Origin of the sequence: Tissierella simiarum (genome assembly GCF_018917865.1) — a bacterium.
Taxonomy (GTDB): domain Bacteria; phylum Bacillota; class Clostridia; order Tissierellales; family Tissierellaceae; genus Tissierella_C; species Tissierella_C simiarum.
On the sequence record NZ_JAHLPM010000008.1, the window covers coordinates 49,354 to 70,805 of the forward strand.

Below are 21,452 nucleotides of genomic sequence, written 5' to 3' on the forward strand. Positions count from 1 at the left end.
ATATTTTTTACATTAGTTTACAAATATCATTTGTAAACCCTACTGGATCTTCTATGGGTAGTCCTTCAATTAATAGTGCTTGATTGTATAATAAATTAGTATATAATTCTAGCTTTTCTTTATCATTTTCAAAAGCAGATTTTAAAGTGTTAAATACATTATGATCAATATTAATTTCTAATACTTTATCAGCTTTAATATTTTCATTATTTGGCATCGTATTTAATATTTTTTCCATCTCTATTGAAAGTTCTCCTTCACTAGTTAAACAAACTGGATGTTTCTTTAACCTTTTAGATGGTTTTATATCCTTTACTTTATCTGATAGAATTTCTTTCATCAGCTTAAAAAGATCTTTATTTTCTTCTATTTCGCTGTTAATTTCTTCATCCTTTTCGTCAGTTTCTATTCCTAAATCACCACTGGATATAGATTTAAATTCTTTTTCCTTATAATTCATTAACATCTTGATTGCAAATTCATCTATCTCATCTGTAAAGTAAAGTATCTCATATCCTTTATCCTTAACTAATTCTGCTTGTGGAAGTCTATCAATTCTTTCAATGGATTCTCCACTAGCATAATAGATATATTTTTGTTCTTCTGGCATTCGACTTATATATTCCTCTAATGTTACCATTTTCTTTTCTTTTGAAGAATAAAACATCAATAAATCTTGTAGCGTTTCCTTATTCATACCAAAATCACTATAAATTCCATATTTAAGCTGTCTTCCAAAATTCTCATAGAATTCTTCATAAGTTTCTCTTTCATTTTTTAAAAGTAATGACAACTCGTCCTTTATTTTATCTCCGATTTTTTTAGCCATTAATTTTAATTGTCTATCATGTTGTAGTATTTCTCTAGAAATATTAAGGGATAAATCTTCAGAATCTACAACTCCTTTCACAAAGCTAAAATAGTCAGGTAGTAAATCAGGACATTTATTCATTATTAGAACTCCATTTGAATACAATTCTAATCCCTTTTCATACTCCTTAGTATAAAAATCATAAGGTGTCTTACTAGGTATAAATAATATAGCATTATATCGTACAACTCCATCGACACTTAGATGAATTGATTTTACTGGTTTATCAAACCCAAAATGCTTTTCTAAGTAAAAGTTTTCATAATCCTCTTTAGTTAGTTCATTTCTATTTTTTCTCCAGATTGGAACCATACTGTTTAATACTTCTTCTTCCAAATATTCTTCATATTCATCTTCTGAGCCTTCTTTTAGTTTGCTCTTTGTAATGTCCATTTTAATTGGATATCTAATAAAATCAGAGTATTTCTTTATAATTCCCCTTAATCTATATTCTTCTAGGAACTCATCATATTTTTCATCTTCTGAATTTTGCTTAATTTTTAGTATAATATCTGTCCCTATATTGTCTTTTTTACAAGGTTCTATAGTATATCCGTCTGCCCCATTTGATTCCCATTTATAAGCTTCATCGCTTCCAAATCCTTTACTTATAACTGTTACAGTTTCTGAAACCATAAATGCAGAATAAAAGCCAACTCCAAATTGACCTATTATATCAAAGCCATCTCTTAATTCATTTTCTTTCTTAAATGCAAATGAACCACTATTTGCAATTATACCAAGGTTGTCTTCTAACTCTTCTTTTGACATTCCAATACCTGTATCTGAGATAGTTAAGGTTCTGTTATCTTTGTCTGCAACTATTCTAATGTAATAATCATCCTTATTAAAGATTATGTTTTCATCAGTTAAGGCTTTGTAATAAATCTTATCAATTGCATCACTGGCATTTGAGATAAGTTCTCTTAAAAATATCTCTTTATGTGTGTAAATTGAGTTGACCATCAAATCAAGTAAACGCTTTGATTCTGCCCTAAATTCTTTCTTTTCCATAAGTATCTGCTCCTTCCTCTATTACCAATTCCATTTTGTTAGCACTCTAAATGTGTGAGTGCTAATCTCTAACTTTTTATATATCATACTTTATTTTTTATGTCAATATTAATCCAATTTTTTTAGTCTAATGAATAGTTTAATTACATAAGCTAGTTAAATTATTTCTAATAACAAAAAATAGACTATAAGTCGTATAATGGACTCACAGTCTAGTGTCCTTACATATTCATTATAGTCTTAAATTCCTTTAATTTATTTCGGCTAATTGGAACTTTTTCTTCTACATTCTTTAGCTCCACTGCATAAGTAGAGTTATGCCAAGGAATAATTCCTTCTATATAATCTAAATTAATTAAATAACTTTTATGGCTTCTAAAAAAAATATTACTATTTAGTTGTTCTTCTAATTGGTTTAAGGTAATTCTAGATTTAAATTTCCCCCTAATAGTTATTACGGATATATTACCGTCTTCAATTGTAGCATATATTATTTCAAAAGGTTCTAATATAATTAATCTTCCCTTTTCATTAATATATAATTTTGTAGCCTCCTCTTTTTTATTGGCTTTAAAATGTATAAGTAGCTTCTTTATTCCTTGTATATAACCTTCATCATCCTTCTCTGGATACATTTTCATAACTCGTTTGATTGTCTGATTTAACCTGCTCTTTGATATAGGCTTTAGTAAATAATCTACTGCGTTGACTTCAAAAGCTTTTATGGCATATTCCTCATAAGCTGTTACAAATACAATTAAAGGTACTTTTTCCTCATTTATAATAATATCGGCAACTTCTATTCCACCAATCTGTGGCATACGAATATCTAAGAAAATTAGGTCAGGTTTTAGTTCTCTATTTTTCTCTATAGCTTCATAACCATGAGAAGCTTCACCAACTATTTCTATTTTCTCAAAATCTTTAAGTAAACAAATAAGTTCTCCTCTTGCATAAGCTTCGTCATCAACAATTAGGCACCTTAACATTAAAATCGCCTCCCTGTAATTTAGGAATTTTCATTATTACAGTAGTCCCTTTTCCATATTCGCTATTAATTTCAAGACCATATTGTTCACCATATTTGTTTTTAAGTCTATTATTTACATTGATTAATCCTATAGAATCATTTTTCTTTTCATTAATAAATAGATTCTGTAGAAGTTCATCTTTAATGCCTATACCGTCATCCTCTACAATTAAAATAGTTTCTTCTTGTTGGCTTAGTGCTTCTATCTTTACTGTGCCACCTTCAATTTTATGAAAAATTCCATGGTTTATTGCATTTTCTACTATAGGTTGAAGCATTAAAGGCGGTAAATAGCAGTCTATATTTTCAGGTATATTAAAATCTACAGTTAATTTAGCTCCGAACCTAGTCTTTTCAATTTCAATATAGGACTTAATATATTCTATTTCTTCTTGTAGTTGTACATCATCCGTATTTTGTTGTAGATTTTTTCTAAAGCAAGTTCCTAAATGCATTAAAAGTTCTCTGGCCTTTTCTGGTTCTGTACGAGTGCAAGCTGCTATAGTGTTTATAGAATTAAATAAAAAATGTGGGTTTATTTGAGATTGAAGGGCTTTTAATTCAGCTTTTGCCAGCAGTCCAGCTTGATGTTCTAATTTACTTAATGTTATCTGAGTTGAAAAGAGAGTTCCTAATCCCAAAGCCAACTCTAAATCTACTTGAGTTATAGAATTTTCTTTAATTTTGTATAGGATTAAAGTTCCTATAGTTTCATTATTTTCTTTAAGAGGAACTATTATAGCCGATTTTAATCTACTGTCTACATAATTACTATCAATTTCTCTACTAACATTAAATATACTATAGTCTCCCGTTTCTATAACCTGTTCTACTAAGTAATTGTTAATTAAATCCTCTTCTTTATAATACTCTTCTCCAATTCCTACGTAGGATAATATCTTTTCTTTATCCGTAAAAGCTACAGCTTTAATATCTGTCATTTCTTGAATTATCTTTGAAGCTTCTAAAGCAGATTCACCGTTAAAACCTTTTCTAAAGTAGGGAAAAGATCTATTGGCGATTTTTAATGCTATTTGGGCTTGATAAGCTGCTGCCCTTTCCTGATCTTTTGATATACTATCTATTATTGCAATAAATACAGCTATACCTATAGAATTTAATAGTATCACAGGAACAGCAATAATTTTTACCAATCTTAAAGCTTCAAAAAAAGGTTTGGTAAATATTAAAATTAGAATCATTTGTATGGTTTCTGCCAATACTCCCCCTAGCATTGCTAATAACCATTTTTGATTTGTCTTATAATGCTTTTTACTTAGTAATCCTGATAAAACTCCTGCTAATATAGTGGATATTGTACAGGCTGTAGTTGTGAACCCATTTATATCTATAGCCCACCTATGAATACCTGCTATTAATCCAGATAAAGTCCCTACCAATGGACCTCCTAGTAACCCTCCTACAAAAACACCAATGGCTCTAGAATTAGCCAAAGCTCCATCAACAGGTATACCTATATAGGTTCCAATTATACCGTAGATTCCAAAGATAATTGATAGAAATAATTTATCCTTTGTCTCAATATTTTTCTTAGCTACTAGACTTTTAATTAATTTAATCTTTGACATTATAAAAGCCAGTATCATAATTATTCCAACTCTATTGATTAAGTCTGTAAACACCTTAGGCATATTTTCTACACCTCTTCATGTATTATGATTTAATTATATAACTTTTCCTAGAAAATTAATATAGTACAAAAAAAGGGATGGTATTTACTCCATCCCCGCCAAGTATCTTATTTTAATAATTCTCTCATTAATGTTCCCACACCTTTTCCTAGTTCAGCTTCTATACCAACTCTATAAAGTGCCCTTTCTATTGCTGCTATGGTAGAAACCATATCATGAATATCTATATTACCCATATGACCTAATCTAAACATTTTACCTGCATAAGCTGCCAAACCTCCAGCAACAACTACTCCTTCTTCTCCTAGAACCTTTCTAAATTCTACATCATCTACTCCGTCCATATATAAAACATTAGATAAAGTAACTGCTCTATGATCTTTATCAGCTAATAAGGTAAACCCTAAGGATTCTAAAGCAGCTTGCATTGCCCTAGCATTCTTAATATGTCTAGCATATCTATTCTCAATACCTTCCTCTTTAATTATATTTACAGATTCCTTTAATGCCCAAATAAGATTTACAGCCGGTGTAGCAAAATATTTAGATGGATCTTCCATGATTGGCAGCCATTTATTAAAGTCTACATAATACTCTGGTATTGTTCCTAACTTTTCTCTTCTCTTTAATGCTCTTGGTCCTGCCCAAAGTATACAAAGTCCTGGAGTAACTCCAAAGGCTTTTTGTGAACCTGTAATTAATATATCAATATTCATTTCATCAATATATTCTGGTTCTCCTGCTGTAGCGCATACTCCATCCACTATATATAGAGTATCTTCAAACTTTCTCACTAACTCACCAATTTCCTTTACTGGAGCAGCTACTCCTGTTGAAGTATCTACATGAGTTACTGTAACTGCCTGATAATTTTTTTCTTTTAACTTGGATTCTATTTCATCTAAAGGTACAATTTCTCCCCATTCGCTTTGAATTACATCTACATTGATTCCTTTTCTATTGGCTAATTCAATAAATCTATCTCCAAAAAATCCATGAGATACTATTAATAAATTGTCTCCAGCTTTTAAAGTGTTGGCAATACCCATTTCCATTGAAAGAGTTCCAGTTCCAGCAATTACAAATACTTCCCCTTCTGTTTTCCATAATGTCTTCATATCATTTATAAGTTCTTTATAATCCCTAATAAAATTTGGATCTCCAAAGGCTACTGTTTCTCTTCCCATTTGATCTTGGATAGATCTAACTACAGGTGTTGGTCCTGGTATCATAACTAATTTTCTAGTTTTCATTTTAATTCCTCCTTAAAATTTATTTAAACGTTCATGATTAATCCTATAAATTCTAGCTCTCCATCTCCAATATTCTTTATGGAATGACCTTCTCCAGTTTTACATAAGGTAAAGTCTCCTTCTTTAACAACTACTTCATTACCGTTGTCATTATATAATGCTTCGCCTTTTAGTATGTAATAAGCTTCTTGCTCCCCTTCGTGCTTATGAAATCCTATAGAATTTCCCGGCTGAAGAATATGCCTTGCATATAACCTGCCTTTTCCGCAAAAGTCGTCTACTTCAAGTAAATGTACTCTATCAATATAACCTTCACCTTTCATTAAATTTTCAACTGTATCTTTTCTTAATTCACTTGCTTTTCTTAACATATTAAATACCTCCTCATTTTAACTTAATAGTTGTAATAACCAAGGTGCTAGAAATACGGTAATTAATCCTGCTACACTTATAGCTAAAGAACTCATTGCTCCTTGTACTTCCCCAAGTTCCATAGCCTTTGCCGTTCCTATGGCATGAGAAGCTGTACCCATGGCTACTCCTGTGGCTACCTCATCTTTAATTCTAAATAACTTACACACATAAGAACCTATAACATTTCCAGTAATTCCTGTAAGAACAGTTACTGCAACAGTTAATGCTGGTATGCCTCCTATTTGTTTTGATATTTCCATGGAAATAGCTGCTGTTACAGACTTTGGTAGCAAAGATGTTGATAAGGTTTCCGTTAGTCCAAATAATTTACTTAAAAAGAATACACTGACTACTGCTGTAGTACATCCAACAATGATTCCCACTAATACAGGAATACCACTAGATTTTAATCTTTCAATTTGTTTAAATAATGGTACTGCCAGTACTACAGTTGCTGGTCCAAGAAAGAAGCTAATTATACTTCCTCCCTTATTGTAAATTTCATAATCAATATTAAAGGATAATAATAGAATCATTATTAATCCTATTGCTATAATCAAGGGATTAAATATAGCTTTTTTAGTTTTCTTGTTTATAAAAAGTCCTATTTGAAAAGCAATAATCGAAATTATGAATCCAAATATAGGTGTATTTAAATAATCCATTAGTTAGCCTCCTCCTTCCTCAAATTTTTTAATAGTTGTACAGTTAATCCAGTAGCAGCTATAACTAATGCTGTAGACAAAACTATAACTATTAAAATTGGCAACCATTTTTCTCTAATTAAATCTAAAGAAGATATCAATCCAACTCCTCCTGGAATAAATAGAAAAGTTAAATGGTCTAAGAAAAATTGAGCTACTGTTTCAATCTTTTCTAATTTTAATATTCCAGATAATAAACATAAAAGCAATATAATCATTCCTAACACTGTTCCCGGCATAGGTAGTTTCCCTATTTGTTGAATTAAATGACCTGTAAAAAGAATTCCGACTATAATTCCCAATTCTTTAAGAGCTTTCACAATATCACCACCCTATATTTTTATAGATTTTAAAGAAATCCTTTTCCTCCTTGTCACCTCCAAATATTTTATGATGATACTACATCACCCTAGTAGAGTTTTACTCTATATTTATTATATTAAACAACTCTTTGTTAAACAATAAACTATTGGTGAAATGCTAAAAATAAGGGTTGAACTACAGATATTGTGAATTAATCAACAAAATATAGCCTAATCCATTAGATCAGGCTATAAGCATTAAAAATAAAACAATATTTATTTATCATATTTAACTAATGAATTTACATGATATTTTTCTAATTTATTTCTTCCATTTAAAAACTCTAGCTCAATTAAAAATTCCAATGCCACTACTTCTCCACCTATAGATTCTATTAATTTAGCAACAGATGATACAGTGCCACCTGTAGCTAGTAAGTCATCTACTATAGCAACCTTTTTTCCCTTTTCAATTGCATCCTCATGTATTTCAAGAGTGTTACTCCCATACTCTAATTTATATTCATGACTAATAGTTTTTCCAGGTAACTTTCCAGGTTTTCTTACAGGTATAAAGCCTACACCTAGAGCATATGCAACAGCTGTACCTAATAAGAATCCTCTAGCCTCAGGACCTGCTATATAGTCTATATCCATCCCTTTTAAATCATCTACTATTAGATTAACAGCCTGTGAAAATGCATCTTTATCTTTTATCAAAGTAGTTATATCTTTAAAGCTAATCCCTTTTTCAGGGAAATCCTCAATTACCCTAATTTTAGATTTTAGATCCAAATTACTTCCCTCCTATAATTAATATTATTACTATAGTAGTCTATCATATTTTTATAGTTTTTTATAATTATTTAAAAATTTTTAATCTATTGTGTTCCTCTATTTTACCACAATTATAAAATGATGATTTATATTCCTTAATATAATCTCATGTTCTGCCACTGAAAAACCTAAAAATGAAATACCGCCTAGCTTGAACCTACCTATGGAAAAGCAGCAGGGAAATTTATAAAAATTCCCTGCTGCTCCTATATACGTTCATTTTCTAATTTATATAATGCTTCTATGGCTTCATTAGGTAGCTTGTCCCTGCCACCTTTAAAAGTTTCCATAGATTTTAGAAAATCTATTCTATATTTAATACTATTTTCTAGTAATTTCTTATAATCTTCGTCTTCCATAACAGGAATAAACCCTTCAACTTCTAAATACTCTAAGTCTGTAAAGCTTCCCCATTGTTTAAATTCAGCTTTCTTTGTTACAATGTCCTCTAAAATTCCTAGAGTTACTTCCTTTGGTATTTTCTTATCTAAAAAATGCCCTGTATTTAGTATATAACATTCCACTTTTCTATTTTCAAACAATTCTTTAAATTTGCTATAATCATTTTCTAAAGGATATGTTCTAAAAGGATTTGCATAAGGTTCTATAACTAAAGCATTTATATCCACATTATCTGCTAATCTTTCTGCTGTACTTCTCTTGGTTGCTAAAGTTGCTCCCATTACTGATGCTAATACTGGATTGTTAATTTTAAGTACAGGGGGTAAAGTTGAATCCTTCATTAGCCACGCTATAGCATCTACAGGTTCATCTATTTTATCTACTCTATTTTCTGCCCAAAGCTTAGACTTTACTGCTCTACCATTTCCATTTCTTAAATCCTCTGTAACTATAACCTTCTTTCCTTCTTCATCCAATGTAACACCACAATTTTGTACTGTTATTAAATATTTATTGGATTCTGAGTTAAGAGGGTAATCTTGAGTTTTATCAAAATAAGATGGCTCTAATGCTACTGATGATCCATCTTCTGTAGATATTACATAGGCATCATCATGTAGAATTGTTATATCATATTTTCCATCATGTTTCTCATGGGTAATAGTAGATTTACCAGAACCCGATAAACCAAATACTCCTATAGTATATTTTTCATCATTATCAAAATTGTATCTTTTCATTCCACCATGACAAGATGCGAACCCATTTCTATTAGCTATTCCCCATCCTAAAGTTAAAGTACCTTTCTTATGCTCACCAAGATATCTCATACCTAAAAGAAGGGCACAATTATGTTCTGGATCAAACAGAGCAAGTCCATTTTGGTGGCTCTCTGGCTTATAGTCTGGATCAGAGTAGATATAAATATCTCCTTCATTTAATTTTATAGAATCTTTATACATTCTCATATATTCTTCAGTTATGTATTGGAAATTTAAAAGCCAACTATACATTATATTTTCATGGTTTTGTGGAATAAGTAGGTGAGCCTTTACCATAAAGTCCTTATCCAAACCAATTAGAGCTTCTGCATGGTATAATTTCTTGTACCTTCCATGGTACACTGCTTCCCTTGCTATTCCTGCAAGTTCTGGTACATTTATATTCGGTTCTCCTAGGATGACCCTTGCACCTGCAAATCTTCCTGTAATTGTACCATCATTAAATAATAAAATCTTCGAATCCTCAGTCAACCCTATTTCTTCAGGTTTATAAACAGGCATATCTGTAACTATAGTACCTGGTGAATCCTTTGCAAGCTTATAAGCTTCACTAACTGAATTAACTTTTACTACATTATTTCCGTAAAAAGCCGTTTCAATAGTAGTACGTATCTGAGAAAAAACTGGATTATCTTTTATTATATCATCTCTTTTAAATTTTGATATAGTTGCCATTTTGTTCCTCCATTAGATTTATCTTTTTTAATTAGATTTTAACAACCTTATTGTAGCATAAATAATAGACTTTTAAAAGAGAATTATGCTGTATTTTTGTTTTTTATGTTACTCTATTTGCCTCATTAATATACAATAGTATATATTATTGATTTCCAATTCAATATTTCTTAGTTATAATCCATTCTTTGCCATAACTAATCGAATATCCTCATAGCTTATTTCTTCAGGCAGAGCTTCCTTTATAGCTTTTAATCTTTCTAACCCTACTTTTTTTATAGCATCTAGTATTTTTTCTTCTATAATAGGATCTTCTATAAATTTAGACCAGTCAACATCTTGTCCATTATCTTCACATCTTTTCAAATGTTCTATAATTGTATTTGTAGTAAAATGTCTTTCTTCTGATATTTGTTTTAAAGATAGTCCCTCTAAATATAGATTATATGTTAACTCATATCTATTTGTATTATTATCCTTTATCACTTTATCTTTCTTAAATTCAATAGGATCTAGCTCTTTCTCTTTACAGTATTCGCTTATGATTTGAATAAATTCTTCTCCATAATTTTCATATTTCTTTATTCCTACCCCTTTTATCGTTAAAAGTTGTTCCTTACTTTGTGGAAAAAATGAAGCCATTTCTTTTAGTGTTGAATCGTGAAAAATCATAAATGGGGCTAAGTTTTTTTCTTGGGATAGGGAATACCTTAACTTTTTTAATTCGTTAAATAATTCTTCGTCAAATCTATCTCCTATGTCACCACTGTTTTTTAACTCTTTCCCAGTTATTGATGCTTTTCTTTCTACTAAATGTTTTTTATGATAAACTTTTATTTTCCCTCTTAAAACTTGAAGGGAATCCGAAGTTAACTTTAATAAAGGAAATTTATCTGCCGTCATGTAAATATATCCTTTAGATACTAAGGTCATAATAATTTCCCTTAAGGCTATTTCTGTATATTCTTTCATAATCCCATAAGTGGAAACCTTATCCAATCCTAATCCTAGCACCTTTTTATTCTTTGATCCTCTTAAAACATCTATGATCATATTTACTCCAAATCGTTCCTCTGTTCTATATATACAAGAAAGTATTTTCTGTGTTTCTATTGTAATATCTACCATCTCTGATTTATCTAAACAGTTACCACAATTGTTGCAACTCTGATTTTCTATTATCTCTCCAAAGTATGCTAGTATATTATTTCTTAAACAATCATTGGTATGACAATAGTCTACAAGATATTGTAGATTCTTATATAGCATAGTTTCACGATTAGGCGGCAAATTGTTGTTCTGAATTATAAGTTTTTGTTTCACTATGTCTGATGGGGAATACAACAATATACAATCACTAGGTTCTCCATCTCTCCCGGCCCTACCAGCTTCTTGATAGTATGCTTCCATGTTTTTAGGCATATTGTAGTGAATAACAAATCTTACATCTGGTTTATCTATTCCCATACCAAAAGCGTTAGTAGCTACAATTATTCTCCTTCTATTAAAAATAAAATCATCTTGATTTTTTTGCCTAAGATTCCCATCCATGCCACCATGATATTCTACAGCAGAAAAACCACCTTCATTCAGTTTTTCTACTAAAGACTCTACAGTTTTTCTAGTTGCACAATAAATTATTCCTGATTCTTTCTGAAAATTGTTTTTTAAGTAATCAATTAAGTAAGAAAACTTATTACTTACTTTAACTACCTGATAAAATAGGTTTGGTCTGTCAAAACCAATTATGGATTCTAAAGGATTTTTCAGCCCTATTAGTTCTTTTATTTCTTCTACTATTTCCTTTGTAGCCGTCGCTGTATACGCTGCTACAACAGGTCTAACCCTTAAAGAATTAATAAACTTAGGTATTTCAAGATAACTTGGTCTAAAATCATGACCCCACTGACTTATACAGTGAGCTTCGTCAATGGCAACCATAGAAACTTTTATGTCCTCTACTAAATTTATAAAAAAGCCAGTATTTAAACGTTCTGGTGCAACATATATTATTTTATATTTTCCTTCTCTTATTTCCTGGAGCCTTTCAATAAGTTCACTTTGATCAAGAGTACTGTTTATATAGGTTCCACCTATGCCAATTTCATTTAATGAATCAACTTGATCCTTCATTAAGGATATTAGAGGCGAAATAACTATGGTTAGTCCCTCTAATAAAATAGCTGGCAATTGATAACAAAGAGACTTTCCTCCACCAGTAGGCATTATACCTAAAACGTCTCTTCCCTCAATGGTTCCTCTGATTAACTTTTCTTGACCTGTTTTAAATTCATCATAACCAAAGTAGGTCTTTAATAGACTATGAATATCCATCTCTTTCCCCCTATATCAAAAACTTTTAAGTTATATTATCTTGTTCTTTCTAATTTAGTACTTAAATTATTAACATCTATATGTTCTATTTTTATCTTATCATATTCCAATATAAAGTTCTTCTAGAGTGAGTCTCTTTTGTCAAAAAATTAATCTTCTTATTTAAATAAGAAGATTAATTTTCAATATAGCTATTTAGTTATATATGTTCATTTTTCCACAATTCTTCATATCTAACTGCATTATATTTTACTGTTTCAATTTCATCTTCCCTTAGTTCTCTTTTAACTTTTCCCGGAGCACCCATAACTAAAGAATTGGAGGGTATAACTGCTCCCTCTGTAATCAAAGAACCTGCTCCAATTATACAATTGTCTCCAATAACAGCTCCATTAAGAATTACTGCCCCCATACCTATTAAACAGTTATTTCCCACTTTACAGCCATGAACTACTGCATTATGTCCAACAGTAGTATAATCACCGATTTCCAAAGGATCATTTGTATCTACATGTAAAGTAGCATTATCTTGGATATTAGTATATTTTCCAACAGTAATATAATTCATATCACCACGAGCCACTGAACCATACCACATACTACTACCTTCACCTATAGTCACATCTCCTAAAACATCTGCTGTTTCAGCAATAAAAGCATTTGGATGGATATTGGTTTTTTTATCTTTTAAATCTTTTATCATATGAATTCTCCTTTCATCTATTCTCATGTAATTCTATCACTAATTCTATTATTTTAGTTTAAGCTTAGCAAGTGCATCTGCTAATTCAGTATTTATTGATTCACTCTTTGTCTTATTTTGTTCTTTTAAATATCTAGAAACATCTTTTTTAGAAATATTATTCTTTTCTTTTTTTCTTCTCTCATTAAATGTAGAAAGCTTTTCTCTATAACCACATTTACAAGTAAATATTTGTCCTTCTCCTTCTCCTTGCAGCTCTAATCTCTTATGACAATTAGGACATCTCGCATTGGTTTCTTTAGAAATATTTTTTCTATAACCGCATTCCCTATCTTGACAAACATACATCCTGCCTTTTTTCCCTTTTACTTCTAACATATATTTTCCACATTCAGGACATTTATTTCGTGTTAAATTATCGTGTTTAAATACTTCTTCACTATTTTTTATTTCATTTACAACAGTTTTGGAATATTCTTTCATCTCATTTATAAAGATTTTTCTATTTAGTTTTCCCTTAGCAATTAACCCTAGTTTCTGTTCCCATTCTGCTGTTAAGGCTGGTGATTTTAACTCTTCTGGCACTAAATCAAGAAGTTGTTTACCTTTGGAAGTAATAAAAATATCTTTACCTCTCTTTTCGATTAGAAAAGTATTAAAAAGTTTTTCAATTATATCTGCCCTTGTAGCTACAGTGCCAATTCCACCAGTTTCTCCAATTATCTTTATTAAATCCTTGCTTTCATTAGCCATATATCTTGCTGGATTTTCCATTGCTGAAAGTAATGTACCTTCATTAAAAGGTTCTGGAGGCTTGGTCTTTCCTTGAGTTTGTATTGTAGAAGATATCTTTAGAATATCCCCTTTATTTATTAATGGTAATACCTGTTCAGTAATATCTTCTTCTTCATCTTCCTGAAAGTTGTTTGAATAGACTTCTTTCCAACCTTGAGCTACAACTCTTTTACCTTTAGCTATAAAGTTTTCATCACCAATCTTAGCTTTAATAGTTGTTTGTTCATATTCAAAAGGAGGATATAGAACTGCTAGAAATCTCTTTACAACTAAATCATATATTTTTCTTTCCTTATCATTTAATTGACTTAGAGGTACTCTTTCTTCTGTTGGAATAATAGCATGATGATCTGTTACCTTACTATTATCTACAAAAGATTTATTCCCCTTTATAGGTTTATTTAAAACTTGTGATGCCATTTTGCTATAGGGTCCAATATTACAAGCCTTTACTCTATCCTCTAAAGTCTCCACCAAATCATCAGATATATATCTAGAATCAGTTCTTGGATAAGTTAGTACTTTATGACTTTCATAAAGTCTTTGCATTATAGAGAGAGTTTCTTTTGCAGAATATCCAAAGATTTTATTTGCATCTCTCTGAAGTTCTGTTAAATCATATAGTCCAGGTGGAAAGCTTTTTTTGTGTGTTTTCTCTACATCTATTACTTTACCATCTTTTCCTTTTATATTGGTAAGAATCTGATCACATTTATCCTTATTAAAAGTTTTCGTATCTTTATTATTGCTATCCTGCCATATTAATTTTAAATTATTTGTAGAGGCAGTGATACCATAGTATTCTTTGGCTTTAAATTTTTTAATTTCTTCTTCCCTTTTTGCAATCATAAATAAAGTAGGAGTTTGAACCCTTCCACAAGAAAGTTGAGCATTATATCTACAAGTTAAAGCACGAGTAGCATTGATTCCCACTACCCAATCTGCTTCTGCTCTTGCCTGTGCAGATTCATAGAGATTTTCGTAGACTCTACCATCCTTTAAATTGTTAAACCCATCTTTAATAGCCTTATCTGTAACAGAAGAAATCCAAAGTCGTTTAATTGGTTTCTTTACACCTGCCTTCTCTATAATCCATCTAGCCACCAGTTCTCCTTCACGACCAGCATCTGTAGCTATAACAATTTCGGATACATCTTTCCTGTTCATTTGTTCTTTGACAATATAGAACTGTTTACTGCTTTGCTTAATAACTACCAGTTTTAAATAGGGTGGCAGCATTGGTAAATCTTCAATTCTCCAAGACTTATATTTTTTATCATAGGCTTCTGGATCAGCTAAAGTCACTAAATGACCTAAAGCCCAAGTAATAATATATTTATTTCCTTCTAAATAGCCATTCCCTTTTTTATTACAGTTTAACACTCTTGCAATATCTCTAGCTACAGAAGGTTTTTCTGCTAGTACTAGTATTTTACTCATAAAAACATCCTTTCAATTAAGCAAATTTTATACTTTTAAGAATTATTTTGCTCATTAATTTTGTCAGCTAACTCATTGAGATACAGCCATCTTTCCATTTTTTCATCCAATTGAAATTCTAATTTTTCTTTTTCTGCAAGTAATTCTTGTAGAACCGTATATTCACTAGAGGATTCTTCAATTTTATCGTTAACCTTTTTAATCTCACTCTCAAGTTTAGCAATTATATCATCTATCTCTTCCCATTCTCGTTGTTCATTATAGGAAAATTTTAAGGTTTTTTTAGTTTCTCTCTCCTTTTTCTTTGGTTTATTGCTATGAATAGAGACTTCTTCTAAAGTTTTCTTATTCTTCTCTTTAAAATAAGAATAATTCCCTGTATATTGAACTATTTTACCTTTTCCTTCAAAGACAAATACCTTTTCTACTAATTTATCTAAAAAATATCTATCATGGGACACTGCTACAACGGCTCCTAGAAATTCTTCCAAATAATCCTCTAAAATCGTAAGAGTTTGTATATCTAAATCATTAGTAGGTTCATCTAAAAGAAGTACATTGGGAGCTTCCATAAGTACTCTAAGTAGATGTAATCTTCTCTTTTCTCCTCCTGAAAGTTTTCCTATTGGAGTCCATTGAGCTTCTTTAGAGAATAGAAATCTTTCTAACATTTGAGAAGCACTTATCTTATCACCTTCAGCTGTTGTAAGATATTCTCCACCTTCTCTTATATATTCTATTGCTCTCATATCATTATCCATATGATAGGTTTCTTGAGAAAACACTCCAATCTTTACGGTTTCTCCTATGTCTACTGTACCAAAATCAGGTTCAATTTTCCTTGACATTATATTTATCAATGTAGATTTTCCACTACCATTGGGTCCTAATATGCCTATTCTGTCATCTCTAAGTATAATATAATTAAAATCATTTATTACCTTCTTATCATCAAAGGATTTACTAATACCTTCTAATTCTATTATTTTTTTACCTAACCGTCTACTTCCTACAGATATTTCAAGTTTTTCATCTGGAGAATCTAATTTCTTTTCACTTAATTCATAGAAACGATCTATTCTAGCTTTTTGCTTAGTAGTTCTAGCCTTGGCTCCTTGCTTCATCCAAGCCAATTCTTGTCTAAATAAGTTCTGCCTTTTTTTCTCACTAGCAGCTTCCATATCTTCTCTTTCTAACTTTTTTTCTAAAAAGTAGTTATAATTACCTTTATAAGAATAAATATTGCTATTATCTAATTCTATTATTTGGTTTACTACTCTATCTAGAAAATATCTATCATGAGTAATCATTAATAAAGCACCTTTTCTCTTGCTTAAATATTCTTCTAACCAATCTATGGTATCATTATCAAGGTGGTTTGTAGGCTCATCTAATATAAGTAGTTCTGATGGGTTTATTAAAGCACTGGCTAAGGCTACTCTTTTTCTTTGTCCTCCAGATAAATTTTCTATCTTTTCTTGAAAATTAGTAATTCCCAACTGATTTAATATAGATTTAGCTTCACTTTCTAAATCCCATGCATTTGCTATATCCATTTCATGAGTAAGTCTAATGATTTCTTCACTTGATGTCTGAGGATTACTAATGGCTTCTTTATATTTTCTAATTATCATCATGTTTTTAGAATTTCCTTTAAACACTTGCTCCACAACAGTAGCATTAGGATCAAAGGAAATATCTTGAGGAAGGTACTCAATTCTAACAGAAGTACCTTTAACAATCTTTCCTTCATCAGCCTCTTCTAAACCTGCAATTAATTTCAATAAAGTAGTTTTTCCTGTACCATTTATACCTATAAGACCTATTTTATCTCCTTCACTAATGCCAAAATTTATATTTTTAAATAATTGCTTTTCACTATAAGACTTTGAAATGTTTTCTATGGTTATAAGATTCATATTGATTCCTTTCTATATAATTTCTTTTCTTACAAATAGTATTATAACACATATGGACAAACAAGCTTATCAATTTTAAATTGCATAAAAATCTTTGTCCTGATAATTTCCAATCTCATCTATACAATAAGTATAACTTTCTTATTAAACCAAAATACCTAATTACCTTCTAAGAAGGTAATTAGGTATTTTTTCATAATAATCTCCCTTTTAATAAGCTATAATCTCTTTAATTAATAATTCTCTACCACTGAGCAACTCCCAATCCTGACTCCTGCAATCTGGACATTGTTTATTATGCTGGATCAAATTAAATACTTTATCACATTTATGACATATACAATTACCTGGCAATATCTCAATTTCCAGTTTTGTATCCTGCAATAGCGTACCATCAACTGCAGCAGGATAACAGTCTTCAACATATTTTGGTATTACGGAAGATAACTCGCCAATTTGAAGCACCAATGTATCAATATTTGTAACTCCATTTTCTTCAGCAAATCTTTCAACTGTTTTAACGATTTGAATTATAATTCCTAATTCATGCAAATGAATCCACCCCTATTTCTTTGCATATAAAGAATATAGGGTGAGTTTCCATACCCACCCCTCTTCCATTTATTGCAATATCAATTTGTCTTACTGTCTTTATTTGAACCACGGAAAGATTTTTTAATACTATGAGTAACCATTCTACCTTTACGCCCAATCATATTCTTAATAATTACTGGTTTAAGCTTTTCAAAAGGTACATTTTGAGCATCATATTTTCTTACAAGTGATATAGCGTCAAATTTACATCTAGTTGTGCATGAACCACATCCTACGCACATATATTCATCTACTGTTGTAGCACCACAACTAAGGCACCGTTCTGTTTCCTTTCTAACTTGCTCTTCTGTAAGTGTAGGACGCAAATCCTTGAAAGACGCTTTAGCCTTAGCACCATCAACATGGTTTGTTCTTTGTCTTGGGATGCGGTCATATCCTTCAAGATCTAAGTTTTCTTTATCAAATGCACGATATTCTCTTCTGTCACGTCCGAGAACCAAATCCTGTCCTGAGTGCACATAACGATGGATTGAAATCGCACCTTCCTTACCTAAAGCAATAGCATCAATGGCAAATTTAGGACCTGTTACTGCATCTCCACCTGCAAATACATCAGGCTCTCCAGTCTGAAGAGTAAAGGAATCCACTTTGATTGTATTGTTTGGATTTAATTCCATTTTTGAGTCCTTTAACAGCTCTCCCCAATCTATCCCTTGACCTATTGAAAGCAATACCTTATCTGCCTTAACAAACTTGGTTTCATTTTCATCAAATTTAGGACTAAATTTTCTATTCTCATCAAAAACTGAAACACATTTTTTAAATTCTACACCAACAACATGACCATTTTCTGTAACAATACATCTCGGACCCCAAGAATTGTTAATTCCAATATCTTCTGACAATGCTTCTTCAATTTCTTCATCAAGGGCTGGCATTTCCTTTCTACTTTCAAGACAGAACATATTAACTTTTGAAGCTCCAGCTCTTGTAGCTGTTCTTGCAACGTCAATGGCAACATTACCACCACCAATTACAATAACTTCTCCTTCAAGTTTTATGCTATTACCTAAGTTAACGTCTAATAAGAAATCAACACCTGTGATAACACCTTCTGCGTCTTCACCTTCAATACCAAGTTTTCTACCTGCTTGAGCACCAATTGCAAGATAAAATGCTTCATATCCTTGATTTCTTAAATCTTCAAGGCTTAAATCTTTACCTACTTCGACACCCATTTTAAACTCTACACCTAATTCTCTTAAAATATCAATTTCAGCATTTACTACATCTTTTTCTAATCTATAAGATGGAATTCCAAGTGTTAACATACCACCAAGTGCCTTTTGTTTTTCAAACACTGTTACCTTATAACCATCAATTGCTAAGTAGTAAGCACAAGAAAGACCTGATGGACCGGCACCAATAATGGCGATTTTATTTCCATAGTTATGTCTCAATTTTGGTACATACTGGTTATCCATGTTTAAATCTTGTTCTGCAATAAATTTTTTGATATCATCAATAGCAATTGGCTCATCAACATCGCCTCTGGTACATACAGATTCACATGTCCTTGGGCAGATACGTCCACATACTGCAGGAAAGGGATTTTGCTTCTTAATAAGTTCAAGTGCTTCTGTATATCTTCCTTGAGAAGCTAGCTTGATATAGCCTTGAATCGGAATATGGGCTGGACACTGTGTTATACAAGGACTTGTTCCAGTTTCTACAACATTTTTTCTATTGGTACGATAATCTGGATTCCATTTGTCTGGACCCCATTTCGTATTGGATGGAAAATCTTCTCTCTTCTCAATGACTTGTGCTTCAGCACATAATTTTTGACCTAATTTCAATGCATTAACAGGACAAACTGCAACACATTCTCCACAAGCAACACATTTCTCTTTATCAACATGGGAAACATAATTTGAACGCACCATGTCATTGTTCAAAAACATTCCAGCAGTTCTTAAAGATAGGCAACTACATCCACAACAGTTACAAATTGCGTGGGTTTTTCCTGGACCATCTGTATTGGGGATTTGATGCATTAAACCATTTTCTTCTGCTTTTTTTATAATTTCAAATGCTTCTTCACGGGTAATCTCCCTACCTCTACCTGTACGAATATAGAACTCAGCAGCATGACCCAGTTGAATACACATATCTTCCTTTAAATGTCCACAACCTTCTCCCATGACTTCTCTAGCTGTACGACAAGAGCAATCTGAAACTGAGAAAACTTCATGTTCATAAAGATATTTAGAAACTTCCTCATAAGATGCCCTTCTAGTTTCACCGTCAATGGCCATTTCAATGGGAATAACACGCATAAGACCTGTTCCTACAGGAAAAACACCTGCTGTTTGAGGTCCTCTTACCCTTCCATAGGCCTCAAAAGCCTCTGCAATTTGAGGGTACTTTTTAACATTTTCCTTATTGTTAACCATCATTTCCATAATGCCTGGAACCCAAATCTCAAGCCAGTATTTATCAACCCCATCCTTTTCACCAACAAAGCAAGCTCCAGCAACGGCTAATTCCCATAGAAGTTTTTTTGTTTCTTCCAAGGATTTCCCGCATAAAGGGGCCACCTCTTCTGCACTCATAGGTTTACGGAATTGCAAGCAAAGTCCTACCTCTGCCATCTCTTCTGTAACAACAGGTTCTAAAATCATATATTCAGGGTCTTTTGCCGTATATGCTGATTTTGAACCAGACTTTTTTCTACCAATATGATTAGCCAGATCCAATACTTTTTGTTTAACCATATATTTTCCCCCTAATTTGATTTTTATTATGTTCCTACTACTCTTTCCAATTTTTCACTTCAGTACGGATCCAATCTGCCCATTCATCAATACCTTCACCTGTTCTTGCAGAAATAGGGATAATCTTAATATTGGGATTCAATTTCTTTACACGTGCTTTAACTGCTTCTAAATCAAAATCAAAATAATCTATTACATCAATTTTATTAATCAATAAAACATCGACAACTGAAAACATTAAGGGATATTTTAGAGGTTTATCATCACCTTCTGGCACACTTAATATCATAGCGTTTTTGGATGCACCCGTGTCAAACTCTGCTGGACATACTAAATTTCCTACATTCTCTAAGATTATAAAGTCAGTACCTTCTGTACCAAGCCCTGATAAACCTTGCTTAGTCATATCAGCATCTAAATGGCACATTCCGCCTGTATGCAACTGGATGACCTTTGTACCAGTTTTAGCTACCGCATGGGCATCCACATCAGAATCAATATCTGCTTCCATGACACCAATTGTCATATCTGACTTCAAAGCTTCAATAGTTCTTAAAACTGTTGTCGTTTTACCTGACCCTGGCGATGACATGAGATTCAATAAAAAAGTCTTATTCTTCTTTAATTCATCCCTTAGTAGATTAGCTTGACGATTGTTGTCTTCAAAGACACTTTCTTTGATTTCTAAAACTTTAAAAGTTTCCATATGCTATCTCCACCTCTCCATAAGTTTTCATTGTGTTCTAATGCTATCTGAAATCTCTATAAAAATTGTTATTATTCTGTCATTCTTATTGTATTTAAAATAAAAACGACTGTCAAAGACAAAGAAATATTGAAATTTCAATACATTTTAACTTTATCTTTCAAGTTTGGTTTACATTTACTATATGTGATGAACTTAGGTTCTAACACTTATCTCAAAGGTTTTTATAGCACTATATGTAAACACAACTTGAAAGTAAAAAATCAGCCAAAATATTACGTATTATT

General features: G+C 31.4%; 16 protein-coding genes. All 16 read right to left on the reverse strand.

The features are described from left to right. Positions 1-7: 7 nt before the first annotated feature. The 16 genes from htpG to hypB all read right to left on the reverse strand — a co-directional run bounded on the left by htpG (position 8) and on the right by hypB (position 21,165). Positions 8-1,885 (reverse strand): molecular chaperone HtpG, encoded by a 1,878-nt coding sequence (gene htpG / locus KQI42_RS10305; protein ID WP_216519498.1) that lies wholly within the window; start codon positions 1,883-1,885, stop codon positions 8-10. Positions 1,886-2,106: 221 nt separating this feature from the next. After that, positions 2,107-2,874, reverse strand: coding sequence for a LytR/AlgR family response regulator transcription factor (locus KQI42_RS10310; protein ID WP_216519499.1), 768 nt, complete (start codon positions 2,872-2,874; stop codon positions 2,107-2,109). After that, on the reverse strand, positions 2,852-4,567 hold the full coding sequence (locus tag KQI42_RS10315; protein ID WP_216519500.1) for a LytS/YhcK type 5TM receptor domain-containing protein: 1,716 nt from the start codon (positions 4,565-4,567) through the stop codon (positions 2,852-2,854). Before KQI42_RS10315 ends, KQI42_RS10310 begins: the two co-directional genes overlap by 23 nt. A gap of 107 nt (positions 4,568-4,674) precedes the next feature. Further along, positions 4,675-5,820, reverse strand: coding sequence for a pyridoxal-phosphate-dependent aminotransferase family protein (locus KQI42_RS10320; RefSeq protein ID WP_216519501.1), 1,146 nt, complete (start codon positions 5,818-5,820; stop codon positions 4,675-4,677). 23 nt (positions 5,821-5,843) lie between these two features. Next, positions 5,844-6,191: a cupin domain-containing protein gene (locus KQI42_RS10325; protein ID WP_216519502.1), complete on the reverse strand. Its 348-nt coding sequence runs from the start codon at positions 6,189-6,191 to the stop codon at positions 5,844-5,846. An 18-nt stretch (positions 6,192-6,209) separates the two neighbouring features. After that, the gene (locus KQI42_RS10330; RefSeq protein ID WP_216519503.1) at positions 6,210-6,899 is read right to left on the reverse strand and encodes an LrgB family protein; all 690 of its coding nucleotides are present in this window, start codon (positions 6,897-6,899) and stop codon (positions 6,210-6,212) included. Continuing rightward, positions 6,899-7,258: a CidA/LrgA family protein gene (locus KQI42_RS10335; RefSeq protein WP_216519505.1), complete on the reverse strand. Its 360-nt coding sequence runs from the start codon at positions 7,256-7,258 to the stop codon at positions 6,899-6,901. The genes KQI42_RS10330 and KQI42_RS10335 overlap by 1 nt, the downstream gene beginning before the upstream one ends. Positions 7,259-7,516: 258 nt before the next feature. Continuing rightward, positions 7,517-8,035 carry an adenine phosphoribosyltransferase gene (locus tag KQI42_RS10340; RefSeq protein ID WP_216519507.1) on the reverse strand — a complete coding sequence of 173 codons (519 nt, stop codon included), beginning with the start codon at positions 8,033-8,035 and terminating at the stop codon, positions 7,517-7,519. A gap of 248 nt (positions 8,036-8,283) precedes the next feature. Next, complete coding sequence (locus tag KQI42_RS10345) at positions 8,284-9,936, reverse strand: phosphoenolpyruvate carboxykinase (ATP) (protein ID WP_216519509.1); 1,653 nt, start codon at positions 9,934-9,936, stop codon at positions 8,284-8,286. A gap of 174 nt (positions 9,937-10,110) precedes the next feature. After that, entirely contained in the window at positions 10,111-12,270 is a 2,160-nt protein-coding gene (gene recQ, locus KQI42_RS10350) for a DNA helicase RecQ (protein WP_216519511.1), read from the reverse strand. A gap of 199 nt (positions 12,271-12,469) precedes the next feature. Beyond that, positions 12,470-12,973 (reverse strand): gamma carbonic anhydrase family protein, encoded by a 504-nt coding sequence (locus KQI42_RS10355; RefSeq protein ID WP_216519513.1) that lies wholly within the window; start codon positions 12,971-12,973, stop codon positions 12,470-12,472. Between the two features lie 48 nt (positions 12,974-13,021). Then, positions 13,022-15,208 (reverse strand): DNA topoisomerase III, encoded by a 2,187-nt coding sequence (locus tag KQI42_RS10360; RefSeq protein ID WP_216519515.1) that lies wholly within the window; start codon positions 15,206-15,208, stop codon positions 13,022-13,024. 35 nt (positions 15,209-15,243) lie between these two features. Beyond that, the gene (locus KQI42_RS10365) at positions 15,244-17,127 is read right to left on the reverse strand and encodes an ABC-F family ATP-binding cassette domain-containing protein (RefSeq protein WP_216519517.1); all 1,884 of its coding nucleotides are present in this window, start codon (positions 17,125-17,127) and stop codon (positions 15,244-15,246) included. Between the two features lie 210 nt (positions 17,128-17,337). Next, positions 17,338-17,679, reverse strand: coding sequence for a hydrogenase maturation nickel metallochaperone HypA/HybF (locus tag KQI42_RS10370; RefSeq protein WP_216519519.1), 342 nt, complete (start codon positions 17,677-17,679; stop codon positions 17,338-17,340). Positions 17,680-17,759: 80 nt separating this feature from the next. Further along, positions 17,760-20,459 carry an FAD-dependent oxidoreductase gene (locus tag KQI42_RS10375; RefSeq protein WP_216519520.1) on the reverse strand — a complete coding sequence of 900 codons (2,700 nt, stop codon included), beginning with the start codon at positions 20,457-20,459 and terminating at the stop codon, positions 17,760-17,762. Between the two features lie 37 nt (positions 20,460-20,496). Then, positions 20,497-21,165, reverse strand: a complete 669-nt coding sequence (hypB, locus tag KQI42_RS10380; RefSeq protein WP_216519521.1) for a hydrogenase nickel incorporation protein HypB — start codon at positions 21,163-21,165, stop codon at positions 20,497-20,499. Positions 21,166-21,452: the final 287 nt, after the last annotated feature.